Annotated in this window: 12 protein-coding genes; all 12 read right to left on the reverse strand. The window is 70.1% G+C overall.

Annotated elements, in window-relative coordinates; all coding sequences use genetic code 11:
- Window positions 1-92: 92 nt before the first annotated feature.
- Entirely contained in the window at window positions 93-1,517 is a 1,425-nt protein-coding gene (gene murC, locus ACN4JJ_RS13675) for a UDP-N-acetylmuramate--L-alanine ligase (RefSeq protein ID WP_440710443.1), read from the reverse strand.
- Window positions 1,518-1,575: 58 nt separating this feature from the next.
- The gene (locus ACN4JJ_RS13680) at window positions 1,576-2,691 is read right to left on the reverse strand and encodes a UDP-N-acetylglucosamine--N-acetylmuramyl-(pentapeptide) pyrophosphoryl-undecaprenol N-acetylglucosamine transferase (protein WP_440710444.1); all 1,116 of its coding nucleotides are present in this window, start codon (window positions 2,689-2,691) and stop codon (window positions 1,576-1,578) included.
- Window positions 2,688-4,016: a putative lipid II flippase FtsW gene (ftsW, locus tag ACN4JJ_RS13685; protein ID WP_440710445.1), complete on the reverse strand. Its 1,329-nt coding sequence runs from the start codon at window positions 4,014-4,016 to the stop codon at window positions 2,688-2,690. The genes ACN4JJ_RS13680 and ftsW overlap by 4 nt, the downstream gene beginning before the upstream one ends.
- Window positions 3,976-5,544, reverse strand: coding sequence for a UDP-N-acetylmuramoyl-L-alanine--D-glutamate ligase (gene murD, locus ACN4JJ_RS13690; protein WP_440710446.1), 1,569 nt, complete (start codon window positions 5,542-5,544; stop codon window positions 3,976-3,978). Before murD ends, ftsW begins: the two co-directional genes overlap by 41 nt.
- On the reverse strand, window positions 5,544-6,638 hold the full coding sequence (gene mraY / locus ACN4JJ_RS13695) for a phospho-N-acetylmuramoyl-pentapeptide-transferase (RefSeq protein ID WP_440710447.1): 1,095 nt from the start codon (window positions 6,636-6,638) through the stop codon (window positions 5,544-5,546). Before mraY ends, murD begins: the two co-directional genes overlap by 1 nt.
- Window positions 6,635-8,110, reverse strand: coding sequence for a UDP-N-acetylmuramoyl-tripeptide--D-alanyl-D-alanine ligase (locus tag ACN4JJ_RS13700; RefSeq protein ID WP_440710448.1), 1,476 nt, complete (start codon window positions 8,108-8,110; stop codon window positions 6,635-6,637). Before ACN4JJ_RS13700 ends, mraY begins: the two co-directional genes overlap by 4 nt.
- Window positions 8,111-8,113: 3 nt before the next feature.
- Window positions 8,114-9,739, reverse strand: coding sequence for a Mur ligase family protein (locus tag ACN4JJ_RS13705; protein WP_440710449.1), 1,626 nt, complete (start codon window positions 9,737-9,739; stop codon window positions 8,114-8,116).
- Window positions 9,740-9,778: 39 nt separating this feature from the next.
- Window positions 9,779-11,569 (reverse strand): peptidoglycan D,D-transpeptidase FtsI family protein, encoded by a 1,791-nt coding sequence (locus ACN4JJ_RS13710; RefSeq protein WP_440710450.1) that lies wholly within the window; start codon window positions 11,567-11,569, stop codon window positions 9,779-9,781.
- 6 nt (window positions 11,570-11,575) lie between these two features.
- Window positions 11,576-12,202, reverse strand: coding sequence for a cell division protein FtsL (ftsL, locus tag ACN4JJ_RS13715; RefSeq protein WP_440710451.1), 627 nt, complete (start codon window positions 12,200-12,202; stop codon window positions 11,576-11,578).
- Complete coding sequence (gene rsmH / locus ACN4JJ_RS13720; protein WP_440710452.1) at window positions 12,199-13,233, reverse strand: 16S rRNA (cytosine(1402)-N(4))-methyltransferase RsmH; 1,035 nt, start codon at window positions 13,231-13,233, stop codon at window positions 12,199-12,201. The genes ftsL and rsmH overlap by 4 nt, the downstream gene beginning before the upstream one ends.
- Window positions 13,234-13,374: 141 nt before the next feature.
- Window positions 13,375-13,806, reverse strand: coding sequence for a division/cell wall cluster transcriptional repressor MraZ (mraZ, locus tag ACN4JJ_RS13725; RefSeq protein WP_291052058.1), 432 nt, complete (start codon window positions 13,804-13,806; stop codon window positions 13,375-13,377).
- 253 nt (window positions 13,807-14,059) lie between these two features.
- Window positions 14,060-14,452 (reverse strand): SCO2097 family morphological protein, encoded by a 393-nt coding sequence (locus tag ACN4JJ_RS13730; protein ID WP_291052055.1) that lies wholly within the window; start codon window positions 14,450-14,452, stop codon window positions 14,060-14,062.
- Window positions 14,453-14,496: the final 44 nt, after the last annotated feature.

Here is a 14,496-nt window from a genome sequence, read left to right on the forward strand (position 1 = left end):
CGCCTTCTTCGGCCTCCGCGCGGAGGCTGCGGGCTTCTCCGCGGGAGGCGGCGAAGCCGGTGGTGGGGGCGGCGTGATGCCGGGAGGTCGTTTCACTCGGCCAGGGCGCCCGTGGGAGCGGGTTCGGACACCTTCTCGAGCGAGTCGAGCAGTTGCGGCACGATGAGGTTCACGTCGCCGCAGCCCAGGGTCACCAGGAAGTCGCCCGGCTCGGCGTACTCGGCCAGGAAGTCGGCGGCGCGCTGCCAGTCGTCGATGTAGGCCACGTGCGAAGGATCGGCGAAGCGTTCCGACACGAGGGCCCCGGTCACGCCCTCCACCGGGTCTTCGCGGGCGCCGCACACCTCGAGCACCACGGTGAAGTCGGCGGTGCGCTCGAGAGTCTCGGCGAACTCCCCCGCCATCAGCTGGGTGCGACTGTACAGGTGCGGCTGGTGCACGGCGATGATGCGCCCTTCGCCCACGACCGTGCGGGCGGCGGTGAGCGCCGCGTCGACCTCGGTGGGGTGGTGCGCGTAGTCGTCGTACACGCTCACGCCGCCCACGGTGCCGTGCAGCTCGAACCGTCGGCCGGTGCCGCCGAACGCGCCGACCGCTTCCACGGCCGCATCCGGAGCGAAGCCGAGGCCCACCAGCACCGCCACGGCGCCGGCGGCATTGATCGCGTTGTGGTGACCGGGCACGCGCAGCACGCCCGGGTAGCTCACGCCCTCGTAGTCGAGCACGTAGGAGACCGGCCCGTCGGTGACGATCGAGTGCACGCGGATGTCGGCGTCCTCCGCCTCGCCGAAGCGGAGTACCCGCGGATGCGCGAGCCGCTCGGCCACGCGCAGGGCGCCGGCGTCGTCGGAGGAGATGACCACGAGCTCGGAGGCCTCGTCGGCGAAACGCACGAAGGCGTCTTCGACGGCCTCGACGGAGCCGTAGTGGTCGAGGTGGTCGGGGTCGACGTTGGTGATGAGGGCGACCGCCGAGTCGTAGAGCAGGAACGACCCGTCCGACTCGTCGGCCTCGAGCACGAACAGCTCCCCCTCGCCGAGCGCGGAGCTGGTTCCGAGGTCGGAGATGACGCCGCCGTTCACGAAGCTCGGGTCGGCGTCGAGCTCGCGCAGGGCGGTCACGATCATGCCGGTCGAGGTGGTCTTGCCGTGTGCGCCCGCCACGGCCACGAGCCGCTGGCGGCTGACCAGCCAGGCGAGCGCCTGCGAGCGGTGCAGGATGGTGAGCCCGTTCTGCTGCGCCCGGAGGTACTCGGGGTTGTCGGGCCAGAGGGCGCTCGTGACCACGAGGGTGTCGGCCGAGCCGACGTTCGCGGCGTCGTGACCGACGGCCACCGGGATGCCGAGCGCCCGCAGCTTGGCCGCGGTCTTGGAGTCACTGCGATCGGAGCCGGTGACGGTGAGGCCGGAGGCGGCGAACAGGCGGGCGATGCCGCTCATGCCGGCGCCGCCGATGCCCACGAAGTGCACGGCGCCGAGGGTCTCGGGGATCTCGATGGTGAGGTCGGGCTTGATCATGCGGTCACGCCCTTTCTGCTGGGGGGAAAGCGTCGGGTTTCGGGATACAAGGTTACGCTCACGCGGAGGCGGTCGGGCCCGGCTCGGCCGGGGCGCCCAGGGCCCGCCCGATCAAGGCGGCCAGCCGCGCGTCGCCGTCGGCGATGCCGACCTCGCGGGCGGCAGCGGCCATCCGTTCGATGCGCGCACGGTCGGCCAGCAGCGGCAGCACCTCGCGGGTCACCCACTCGGGCACGAAGTCCGCATCGTCGACCAGCACGGCGCCCCCGGCCTGCAGCAGGTCGCGCGCGTTGAAGCGCTGCTCGCCGTTGCCCACCGGGTACGGCACCAGCACGGCGGGCACGCCGATCGCCCCGAACTCGCTGAGCGTCGAGGCTCCGGCGCGGGAGAGCGCGAAGTCGGCCACCGCCAGCGCGAGCTCCATGCGGTCGCAGTACTCCACGAAGACGTAGCCGGGAAGGCCCGGATCGCTCACCTCGGAGCGGTTGCCCGCGATGTGCAGCACGTTCCAGCCGGCTCCCACCAGGGCGGCCGCAGAGGCGTGCACAGTGGCGTTGATGCGGCGGGCGCCGAGCGATCCGCCGGTCACCAGCAGGGTGGGCCGGGACGCATCCAGTCCGAAGTACGAAGCGGCCTCGGCCGCGGCGGCGGCACGCACCTCCGGCGCGGCCAGCGCGGTCACCTCGGTGCGCAGCGGCATGCCGACCAGGGTGGCGTGCGGCAGCACGGTCGAGCCGAAGGTCACGCCCACCCAGGGCGAGAAGCGGGCGCCGAGCCGGTTGGCCAGCCCCGGCTTCGCATTGCCCTCGTGGATGACGAACGGCACCTTCGCACGCCGGGCACCGAGGTAGCCGGGCGCCGAGGCATAGCCGCCGAAACCCACCACCACGTCGATCCGCCGGGAGCGGATCAGTTCCGCCACCTGCGCGATCGTGCGGCGCAACCCGCCCGGGAACCGCAACGCGGCAGCGTCGGGCCGGCGCGGAAAAGGCAGCTTCGGGATGGTGACGAGCTCGTAGCCGCGCTCCGGCACCAGCCGCGCCTCGAGGCCCTCGGCCGTGCCGAGCACGATCACGGTGGCCGAGGGGTCACGGCGGCGCAGTTCGTCGGCCGTGGCCAGCAGCGGGTTCACGTGCCCCGCGGTGCCGCCTCCGGCCAGGAGGTATCGCGTCATCGGGTGCGTCCGCTGACGGTGCGAGCGCGCGGAACGGGTGGCCGGCCGGTGGGGGCGGCGGGCGCCTCGAAGGCCCGGGCGTCGCGCGCCGAGGCCACCGCGTTCTCGCGCGCGATGGCGAGCACGATCCCGATGGCCGCGAGGGTCGTCAAGAGGGCCGATCCCCCCGACGAGATCAGCGGCAGCGGCACACCCAGCACCGGCAGCACGCCCAGCACGACGGCGATGTTCACGAAGGCCTGGCCGATCAGCCACACCATCACCGCCCCGGTGACGACCTTCGAGAACATGTCGTGGGACGAACGGATGATGCGCACGAAGGCGATCGCCAGGGCGATGAACAGCAGCAGCACCACGATCGCGCCCACGAGGCCGAGCTCCTCGCCGATGATGGCGAAGATGTAGTCGTTGTCGGCCGCGGGCAGCCACGACCACTTGGCCCGCGAGTTGCCGAGGCCCACGCCGAACACGCCGCCACCCGCGAGAGCCCACTCGCCGTGCTGCGCCTGCCAGTCCACGCCCTCGTAGTCGGCGTTGGTGCCGGAGAAGAACGACATGATGCGCTCGGTGCGGCTGGCGCTCGTGAAGGCCACGACCACGGCGAGGATCGCGCCGACGATCATCGGCACCACGAGCATCCGGAGCTTGATGCCGGCGAAGAACAGGGCGCCGAACACCAGGCCCGCCATGATCATCACGGTTCCGAGGTCGCCGCCGAGCAGCACCAGCAGGATCGCTCCGCCCGCGATCGGCAGCACCGGGATGACGACGTGCCCGAAGTTGCCGAGCAGCGCCTCCTTCTTGGCCAGGATGGCGCCCATCCACACCACCAGCGCGAGCTTCACCAGCTCGGAGGGCTGGAAGGTGTAGCTGCCGATGGCGATCCAGTTGAGGTTGCCGCCCACCTCGTCGCCGAGCGGGGTGAACACCAGCAGCTGCACGCCCACGGCCACGAAGATGGCCACCCAGGCCCACTTCTTCATCACCCGGATCGGGATGCGCGACACCACCAGCATCAGCGGGATGCCGATCAGCGCGAACAGCCCCTGCTTGAGGAACACGCTGAAGAAGTCGCGGCCCGCGGTGAACGAGTCGATGGAGCTCGAGGAGAGCACCATCACGAGGCCGAGCAGCACCAGGAAGAGCGTGGTGCCGAGCAGCAGGAAGTAGTTGCTCGACTCGGCGGTGAACACCTCGCCGAGCGAGATGCGGGCCGAGCGGGCGCCGGATGCGGCCGTGCCGGCCCCGGAGGAGTCCGTGCCTGCGCCGGGGCCCGGCCGCGCGCTACGGCCGAATCGTGGGAGAGTCCGGGAGGGTGTCGTCACCAGCAATACCTCCCACGTGCTTGCGCACAGCCTCCGCGAACCGGTTTCCCCGGTCGGCGTAGTCCTTGAACTGATCCATCGATGCCGCGGCCGGCGCGAGCAGCACGACGTCGCCGGGCTGCGCGGCCGCTGCCGCCAAGGCGACCGCTGCGGACATCACGTCCTCAGTCTCATCGTGATCGACCTCGAACAGCGGCAGCGCGGGCGCGTGTCGCCGGATGGCCCCGAGCACCTCGTGGCGCTCGACGCCGATCACCACGACCGCGCGCACCCGGCCGGCCGATCCGGAGCCCTCGCCGGACACGTCGCCGGCCAGGGACGCGCGCACCAGCGGCTCGATGTCGACGCCCTTGAGCAGCCCGCCGACGATCCACACGATCGAGGGGTAGGCCTTGATCGAGGCCTCGGCGGCGTGCGGATTGGTGGCCTTCGAGTCGTCGACCCAGGTCACCCCGCCGGCCGTGACGACGTGCTCGATGCGGTGCCGGTCGAGCGAGAAGCCGGCCAGCGCGGCGCGCACGGCCTCGATCGAGATGCCGTAGCTGCGGGCCAGCGCGGCGGCGGCCAGCACGTCGGCGACCGTGTGCGGAGCACCGAGACCGCGGGCGGCCAGCTCGTCGACCGTGGCGATCTCCAGCGCCGAGTCGCGGCGCTCCTCGAGGAAGGCACGATCGCACAGGATGCCGTCGACCACGCCGAAGTCGCTCGGCCCCGGGATGCCGAGGTCGAAACCGATGGCGCGCGCGCCCTCGATCACCTCGGCCTCCTCCACCATGGTCATGGTGAGCGCGTCGGCCTTGTTGTACACGCAGGCCACCTGGGTGCGGGCGTACACCCGCGCCTTCGCGGCCGCGTAGGCCTCGAACGAGCCGTGCCAGTCGAGGTGGTCGTCGGCCACGTTCAGCACCACCGACGAGAACGGCGACATGCTCGAGGTCGAGTGCAGCTGGTAGCTGGAGAGCTCCACCACGAGCACGTCGAAGCCCTCGGGGTCGCGGATGGCGTCGAGCACCGGGATGCCGATGTTGCCGCACGGCGCCACCCGGTGGCCGGCCGCCAGCAGCATCGAGGCGGTGAGCTGCACGGTCGTGGTCTTGCCGTTGGTGCCGGTGACCGCGATCCAGTCGGCCGGCTTGCCCTCGGCATCCGTCACCTTGTCGCGCAGGCGCCAGGCGAGCTCCACGTCGCCCCACACCGGGACGCCGCGCTCGGCGGCCCAGAGCAGCAGCGGGTCGTCGGGGTGGTAGCCGGGCGAGGCGACCACGAGCTCCGGATCGTGCGCGAGCAGCGCATCCGGAACCGTGCCGGCCGGGGTGCGCTCGAAGCGCGCGCCGATCACAGGGATCAGGTCGGCGTACTCCTGCTTCGCATCGGGCGCGATCACGAGCACGTCGGCGCGCAGTTCGGTGAGCGTGTCGGCCACCGAGAAACCGGTCATGCCGAGGCCGAGCACGGCGACGCGCAGGGCGCTCCAGTCGTGGTGCCAGCTGGTCAGCGCGTCGGTGCGGCCCGTGTCTCTACCGCTCATCAGCGGGACAGCCATTCGAGGTAGAACGAGCCCACGGCGCCGGCCACGAAGAGCCCGGCGATGATCCAGAACCGCACCACGATCGTGACCTCGGCCCAGCCCTTCATCTCGAAGTGGTGGTGCAGGGGGCTGGCCCGCCAGATGCGTTTGCCCTTGGTGAGCTTGAAGTAGGTCAGCTGCACGGCCACCTGGCCGGCCACCACCACGAAGATGCCGCCGATCAGGATGAGCAGCAGTTCGGTGCGGGTCAGGATGGCGAGGGCGGCCAGCGCGCCACCGAGGGCCAGCGAGCCGGTGTCGCCGAGGAAGATCTTCGCCGGGTTGGTGTTCCACCAGAGGAAGCCGATCAGCGCGCCGACGACTGTGGCGGCCACGACCGCGAGGTCGAGCGGATCGCGCACGTCGTAGCACTTGTCGAGCACGTCGAGGTCGATCGTGGCGTTCTGGCAGCTCTGGTTGAACTGCCAGAAGCCGATGATCACGAACGAGCCGATGGCGAGGATGCTCGACCCGGGAGCCAGGCCGTCGAGACCGTCGGTGAGGTTCACGCCGTTCGAGGTGAACATCACGATGGCGCTGATGAAGATCACGAACACGATCGTGCCGACGATCACCCCCCAGGAGAGGAAGTCGAAGGGCAGGTCGCGGATGAACGAGATCTGCGTCGAGGCCGGGGTCTCGCCCGCGGAGTTCGGGAACTGGATGGCCAGCAGTGCGAAGATCACGCCCACCAGCACCTGCCCGGTGATCTTCGCCCAGGGAGTGAGACCGAGGCTGCGTTCCTTGTGCACCTTCAGGAAGTCGTCGAGGAACCCGACCACGCCGAGGCCGGTCATCAGGAACAGCACCAGCAGGCCCGACACGGTCGGCGGCTCCTGGGTGAACAGGGCCGACACGAAGTAGCCGAAGAGCACCGCCAGGATGATGACGATGCCGCCCATGGTGGGCGTTCCGCGCTTGACGTGGTGCGCATCCGGGGTGTCGACGTTGATGTACTGCCCCCAGGCGAACCGCTTGAAAAGGCGGATGAACACCGGGGTGAGGAAGAGCGTGAAGGCCAGCGAGAGCGAGGCCGAGGCGAGAAGGGTGATCATGCGGTGGCCGCCTCGGGAGAAGGGGGAACGGGCGCGTTGGCCTCGGCGATCCGGTCGCCGAGGAAGCGCAGGCCGGCCGAGTTGGACGACTTCACCAGGATGAGGTCGTTCGGCCGGGTGTCGGCGGCCACGAGCTCGAAGGCCTCGTCGGCGGTGCCGACGAAGATCGCCTCGCCGCCCCACGAGCCCTCGTGCTCGGCGGCGAGGTGGATGGCGCGGGCGCCCTCCCCCACCACGACGAGCTTCTCGATGTTCAGTCGCACCACGAGCCGGCCGAGGCGGTCGTGCTCCTCGACCGAGAACTCGCCGAGCTCGCTCATCGCGCCGAGGACGGCGACGGTGCGCTGCCCGGGGCCCGCGATCTGCGCGAGCGTCTTGAGTGCCGCCACCATCGAGTCGGGGCTGGCGTTGTAGGCGTCGTTGATGACGGTCACGCCGTCGCGGCCGCCCAGCACCTCCATGCGCCAGCGTTCGGCGCGGGTGACGGATTCCAGCGCCTCGACGATCGTGGCGATCGGCACACCGAGCGTGTGGGCGGCGGCCGCGGCGGCGAGGGCGTTCATCACGTGGTGCTCGCCCAGCACGGCGAAGCGCACGGGGCTCGAGGAGCCGTCGGGCAGGTGCAGCACGAAGCGCGTACCGGCGGCGGTGGCCTCGATCTCGGTGGCGCGCACGGCGGCCTTGTCGTTCAGGCCGAACCACAGCACGGAGGCGGCGGTCTTCTCCGCCATCCCGGCCACCCGCGGGTCGTCGATGTTCAGCACCGCGACATCCGCCGGCTCGAGGTCTTGCACCATCTCGGTCTTGGTGGCGAGGGTCGTCTCGATGCCGCCGAACTCGCCGGCGTGCGCGAGGCCCACGGTGAGCACCACGCCCACGTCGGGCTTGGCCATCCGGATCAGGCGGGTGATCTCGCCCTTGCCGCTCGCGCCCATCTCGGCCACCAGGTACCGGGTCGACGGAGTGAGCTTCAGCATGGTGAGCGGGGCGCCGACCTCGTTGTTGAACGAGTCGCGCGGGGCGACGGTCTCGCCCACCCGCTCGAGCACGGCGCGCAGCAGGTTCTTCGTGGTGGTCTTGCCGTTGGAGCCGGTGATGCCCACGATCTTGAGCGCGCCGAGCGCCTTCACCCGGCGCACGACCTCGGTGGCGAAGTGCCCGAGCGCGAGCACGGAGTCGGCCACGACCACCTGGGGCACGGGCAGTGCCGATCCCTGCTCCGCGGCGAACGGATGCTCCACCACGACGAGCGCGGCACCGGCCTCGGCGGCGTTCGGCACGAAGCGGTGCCCGTCGTCGAACTCGCCGCGCTTGGCGACGAACAGGTCACCGGCACCGATCAGGCGCGAGTCGGTGTCGACCGTGCCGTTCAGCACGGTGCCGGGCGTGTACCCGGCGGCGACGGCCTCCGGGGTGAGCACGAGTTCGCCCTGCAGGGCTTCGGCGATCTCGGTGAGTGTGAGGTCGAGCATGTATCAGAGCCATCCGTTTTCGCGGAGCGCATTGCGCGCATCGTCGCGGGCCGAGTAGGGGATCTTCTCCCCCGCGACCTCGTGGTAGTCCTCGTGGCCGGGGCCGGCGTAGAGGATGACGTCGCCCTCGCCGGCGATCGACAGGGCTTTGCGGAACGCGGCCCGGGGATCCGCGACCTCGTGGATCTCGCGCTCGGGCACCGCGGCCCGCGCCGCGTCCCGCAGCACCCGCCGGATGTCGGCCGCGTTCTCGGTGCGCGGGTGGAAGTCGGTGATCACCACGGCGTCCGCCAGCCGCGCGGCGATCGCGCCCATGTCGGCGCGCTTGGAGGGGTCGCGGTCGCCGTCGGCGCCGAAGAGCATGACGATCCGGCCGTCGGTGACCCGGCGGATCGACTCCAGGGTGGAGGTGAAGGCGTCGGGTGTGTGCCCGTAGTCGATGAACACGACCGGGCCGCGGTCGCCCGAGACCCGCTCGGCGCGGCCGGGGATGTAGACGTCGATGCCGGGCTCGCGCTGCTCGTCCTGCTCCCAGTCGACCTCGGGGTCCCACGGATGCTCGGACTCGTCGCGCTCGAACGGCTCGTTCAGCGCGTGCGAGATGGCGTCGAGGTCGAAGCCCGACTCCACCAGCATCACGATGGCCAGGGCGGCGTTGGCGGCCATGATGCGCCCGAGCAGCGGCACCGAGGTCGAGAGCTCGCGGTGGTCGGGGCCCCGCAGGGTGAAGTTCGTGCGGTCCAGCGTCTCGGAGTCGACCGTGAGGGTCCACTCGGCGTCGGCCGCCGCCGCCGAGTCGGGATCGGTCGAGATGGTGGTGAGCGGGATGCGCGACTCCTCCACGAGGCGCCGCCCCCATCCGCCGTCCACGATCACGACGCCGCGCCGCGCCCGGTCGGGCTGGAACAGCTCGCGCTTGGCCTCGAAGTACACGTCCATGGTCTCGTAGTCGTCGAGATGGTCGTGGCTGAGATTGGTGAAGCCCACCACGTCGAACACGATGCCGTCGACGCGGTGCTGGGTGATGGCCTGCGCCGAGACCTCGAGCACGACCGAGCGCACGTCGGCCTCGCGCATCCGGGCCAGCATGGCGTGGATCTCGGTGGCCTCGGGCGTGGTGAGGGTCGACACGATGGTCTCGTCGCCGATCCGGCGTTCGGCGGTGGTGCTGATGCCGGCCACGATGCCGAGCTGGCGCAGGACGGCCTCGAGCAGGTAGGCGACGCTGGTCTTGCCGTTGGTACCGGTGACGCCGAACATCGTGGGCTGGTCTTCGCGGGTGCGGTAGATCCAGGCGGCGAGTTCGCCGAGGGCGAGTCGCGGGTCGGGGGTGACGATCACGGGCAGACCGGAGTCGGCCGCGATGGCCGCGCCCTCCTGGTCGGTGAGGATGGCGACCGCGCCGGACTCCTTGGCGGCCGCGGCGTAGGAGGCGCCGTGCACGTGCTTGCCCTTGAGGCCCACGTAGAGGTCGCCCGGCATCACCTCGCGGGACGACAGCGAGATGCCACTCACGACCTCGGCCACGGGAGCGCCCTGCAGTTCCAGGCCGAACTCCTCGACCAGGTGCGGGAGCGATCGCGCGATCGGATGCTCCGGTCGTAGAGCCGAAGAGCCCCGATCAGCCACTGGTCTCCTTGGTTCTCGTCGTCATCGCCCGTCTGCGCCTCAGTAGGTGGTGGGCAGGTCGGGCCCGGGCTCCGTGGAGGGGAGCACCCGGTTCTGCTTCAGCACCTGCGACATGATCTTCTGGAAGACCGGCGCGGCAGCCAGAGCAGACTCAATGGTAACGGGCTTCGCGATGGTGACCGAAACGACGTACTGCGGGTCTTCCGCCGGAGCGAGACCTGCGACCGAGGTGATGTAGCTGTCGCCGTAGGCTCCGCTGCCGTCGCTCATCTGCGCGGTACCGGTCTTAGCGGCCACACGGTAGCCCGGGATCTCGAGGTCGGCGCTGGCGTAACCGCCGGTGACGACCGTCTCGAGCATGTTCACGACATCGGTCGCCGTCGTGCCCGAGACGATCTGCTGGCCGTCGGTGGCCGGGGCATCCGTCACCGTGCCGTCGGCCGCTTCGCAGCCCTGCACGAGCGACACCGGCAGGCGCACGCCGCCGTTGCCGATGGTCTGGTAGAGGCTGGCGATCTGCACGGCGGTGGTCGACACGCCCTGACCGAAGGTGGTGGTGAGGTTGGTCTGGTCGTCCCAGTCCTGCCAGGGGGCCAGGATGCCGCCCGACTCGGCCGGGAAGCCCACCTCGCTGGGCTCGGTCATATGGAACTTCTGCATGTAGTCGTAGCGCTGCTCGGAGCTGAGCAGTTCGCCGAGCATGCCGAACCCGGTGTTGGAGGACTCCTGCATCACACCGGCGAAGGTGAGCCGCAGCGGGTCGACGTGGAACTCGCTGTCGCGGGTGGAGGCGCCGTTCGCATCGGTGAAGATGTAGGGCGCCTCGACCTGGGTTCCGACATCCGCCGCCCCGGCTTCGAGAACGGATGCCGCGGTCAGCGCCTTGAAGGTCGAGCCGGGCTCGAACGGCGACTGGAAGGCGATCGAGCCGCGATCCGCCTCGGGCGTGGCGTCGACGTTGTTGGGATCCACGCTCGGGTAGTCGGCCACGGCCAGCAGCTTGCCGGTCTTGACCTCTTGCACCACGACCGTGCCCCAGGCGGCTCCGGTCTCGGTGATGCGGTCGGCCAGCGCCTGCTGCGAGAACCACTGCAGATCGCTGTCGATGCTGAGCTTCGCGGTTCCGCCCTGCACGGCCTGCACAGCGGTCTCGGTGCTGCCCGGGATGGCGACGCCGTCGGCGCCGCGCTGGTAGGTCTCCAGGCCGTCGGTTCCGGTGAGGCACTGGTTCTCGATCTGCTCGACGCCCGCGGTGCCGACCGCGGCGCCGTTCTCGTCTTCACCCATGAACCCCACCACGCTGCCGGCGACGGCGCCGTTGGGGTAGGTGCGCACCGGATGCGACTCGTAATACAGCCAAGGGATCTCCAGGTCCCGGATGGCCCGGAACGTATCCACGTCGATGCCCTGCACCACGTAGGCGTGGTTGGAGGAGGGATCGGCGGTGAGGATGCCGTACACCGCATCCGGGGTCTGGCCGGTGATCGCCGCGATCTCCGCCGCCGCCTGGGTGGGGGTGACCGTGGTGGTGCTCCCGTCGTCTCCCGTGCGGTCGAAGTCCGTCACCGACACCGGGGAGGCGGTCACGTCGTACCGCAGAACGGTGGTGGCGAGCACGGTGCCGTCGTTGTCGACGATGTCACCGCGCAGCCCGTAGATCGAGGTCTGCGCCGAGAGCTTGTCGGCCGACTGGGCGTTCAGCTCGTCGGCCTGCACGATCTGGATCGAGACCAGCCGCACGATGAAGACGGCCACCACCGCCACGACGACGGCGACGGCCACGGCGGCGCGGCGCTTGGTGCTCCGGTGGATGCGGGCGGCGGCGTTCACGCGCGATTACCGCGTGGTCGGGGAAGGAAGTGCACCCTGCCACGGTACGTCGGCGGGCTGCGGTTCCACGGGAGGCGCGCTCACGGCGGCGGCCGCGGCGGCCGCATCCGTCGTCGTGCCCGCTGCCGCGGCGATGGGCGGCGCGAGCAGTGAGTTGGGGATCAGCGCCTGGCCGCCCGTGAGGTTCGGGGTGCCGGCCGAGGCCGCCACGGGCGAGCCGAGCACGGCGCCGTCGGAGAGCCGCAGGTACACCGGGGCACTGTTGGCCACCATGCCGAGCGACTCCGCGCTGGCGGCGAGGTTCTGCGGCGACGACAGGCTGTCGTACTGCTCGCTCAGCACCTGGTTGGTGCGGTCGAGCTCCTTCTGCTGCTGCTGCAGCGACGACACCTCGTAGGCGCCGTCGGAGAGGCCGATGCTCAGCAGCAGCTGCGTCACCACGATGGCGAGCACGCCCGTGACGACCACGGCGGCGTACGCGATCTTCGGGCGGGCGCGCTTCTGCACCCGGGTGGGCACGATCTCGATCCGCGGCGCGATCTCCGGCAGGTCCCACTCGGGGGCGGGGGCCGCGGCGGTGGCGGACAGGGTCATCCGCGGTCGTGCCATTGCGGCACCGGCGAGGTTCGTCATGCGATGCTCCGGATCTTCTCGGCGGCGCGCAGGCGCACGGGGATGGCACGGGGGTTACGGGCTCGTTCCTCGTCGCCGGCCAATTCGGCGCCGCGGACGAGCAGTCGGAGTTCGGGGCGGTGCTCGGGCAGTTCGACCGGCAGGCCCGCAGGAGCGGTGGAGGTCGAGCGCTTCACGAGCTCGCGCTTGACGATCCGGTCTTCCAGCGACTGGAAGGCCAGGACCACGATGCGGCCGCCGACCCGGAGGGCGTCGACCGCCCGCGGGATCGCCCGTTCGAGAACCGAGAGCTCGGCGTTCACCTCGATCCTCAGCGCCTGGAAGACGCGCTTGGCGGGGTGCCCCTGGTTCGAGAACTTGGCAGGGGTGGCGGCCTGGATGATGTCGACCAGCTGGCCCGAACGGGTCACCGGGGCTTCATCGCGGGCCGCCACGATCTTGCGGGCGTAGCGATCGGCCAGCTTCTCCTCGCCGTAGTCGCGGAAGATGCGACGGAGGTCGGCTTCGGAGTAGGTGGCGATGATCTCCGCCGCGGTGAAGGGGGCCGTGTCGTCCATCCGCATGTCCAGCGGCGCGTCCTTGGAGTAGGAGAAGCCGCGCTCCACCATGTCGAGCTGCATCGAGGAGACGCCGAGGTCGAACAGGATGCCGTCGACCTCGTCGATGCCGAGGCCCTCGAGGGCTTCGTCGATGTCGTCGTAGACGCAGTGCACGAGGTCGATGCGGTCGGCGAAGCGGGCGAGCCGCTCCCCCGCGAGGCGGAGGGCGTTGGGATCGCGGTCCAGGCCCACCAGGTGCAGGTCGGGGTAGGCCTCGAGGAAGGCCTCCGAGTGGCCGCCGAGACCGAGGGTGCAGTCGACGAGCACCGCGCCGGGTTCGCCGAGCACCGGGCCGAGCAGCTCGATCGAGCGCTCGAGCAGCACCGAGGCGTGGATGCCGGAGATGTCCCGCTCGGTACCGTGTGCCCCGGTGCCGTCTGCCTCGATGCCGACTGCCTTGCTGCTGTCTGCCTTGCTGCTGTCTGTGGCCATGAGCATCCGTTCTGCTGGTTCGCGGCCCCTGATCCCCATCCGTTGTTCCGACCTGACATCGGGGAAGAGTGTCAGGGCGGTCGACCTGGCACCGGGGAAGTGCGCCAGGGCGGGCAACGGCTGGGAGTCAGGGGCGACGACTCAGAAGAGTCCCGGGATCACCTCCTCGTCGGTCTCGGAGAAGGCGGCTTCCTGGGCGGCGAGGTAGGTGTTCCAGGCCTCGGCGTCCCAGATCTCGGCGCGGCTGCCGGCGCCGATCACGACGAGGTCGCGATCGAGGTTGGCGTAGCTGCGGAGCGGAGCGGGCACCGTCACGCGGTGCTGCTTGTCGGGGGTCTCGGCGCTGGCGCCGGAGAGGAACACACGCAGGTAGTCGCGGGCCTGCTTGGAGGTGACCGGCGCCTGCCGGATCTTCTCGTGCAGGTCTTCGAACTCGCGGGTGGAGAAGACGTAGATGCAGTTCTCCTGGCCGCGGGTCATGACCACACCGCCGGCCAGCTCGTCGCGGAACTTCGCGGGGAGGATGATGCGCCCTTTGTCGTCGAGCTTGGGAGCGTACGTGCCAAGGAACACTTACCTCCCCTTACTCTTCCGGCCAGAATTGTGGGCTTCACTCCACTTTACTCCACTCTCCCCCACCAATCAATCAAAACGGGGGTGTTGCGTGACCGAAATGCAAAAAAATCCGCGCCAATACAAGGATCCGAGTGGTGGAGGGAAATGGAGGGCAGTGTGTGCACCGTGGAGTGTCCGGGCACAAAAAAAGACCGGCCCGAAGGCCGGTCTCTTCTTTCAGCTCACCCGGTGCGCCCGGGCGGCGGCGTCATCACTCGCTGCGGTCGTCGTCGCGACGCTCCCAGCGGTCGTTCAAGCGATCCATGAATCCCGACTTCGAGGCGGCTTTGCCTCCGCGGGGGGTGGATGTGGAGGGCGAGGGAGCAGCCGGCACCCCACGGCCTCGCTTGCTGCGGCGAAGGGCCAGCAGAACGCCGCCGAACATGGCGACGAAGCCGACCAGGCCGATCAGCGGCTGGTGGAAGATCACTCCGGCGATGACGATCCCCAGCCCGAGGATCCCCACCAGGATCCCCAGCACCAAGGCGCCGTAATTGAGTCGACCCCGACCACCGCTGACGGCCGAGACGAAATCGGCATCGTTGTGGTAGAGGCTGCGCTCCATCTCATCGAGGAGTCGTTGTTCTTGCTCCGAAAGCGGCATCCTATTTCACCTCAGGCTCGGGACCGACGCATGGTAACGCTGAT

The organism is Herbiconiux dendrobii, assembly GCF_052048175.1.
Classification (GTDB): Bacteria; Actinomycetota; Actinomycetes; order Actinomycetales; family Microbacteriaceae; genus Herbiconiux.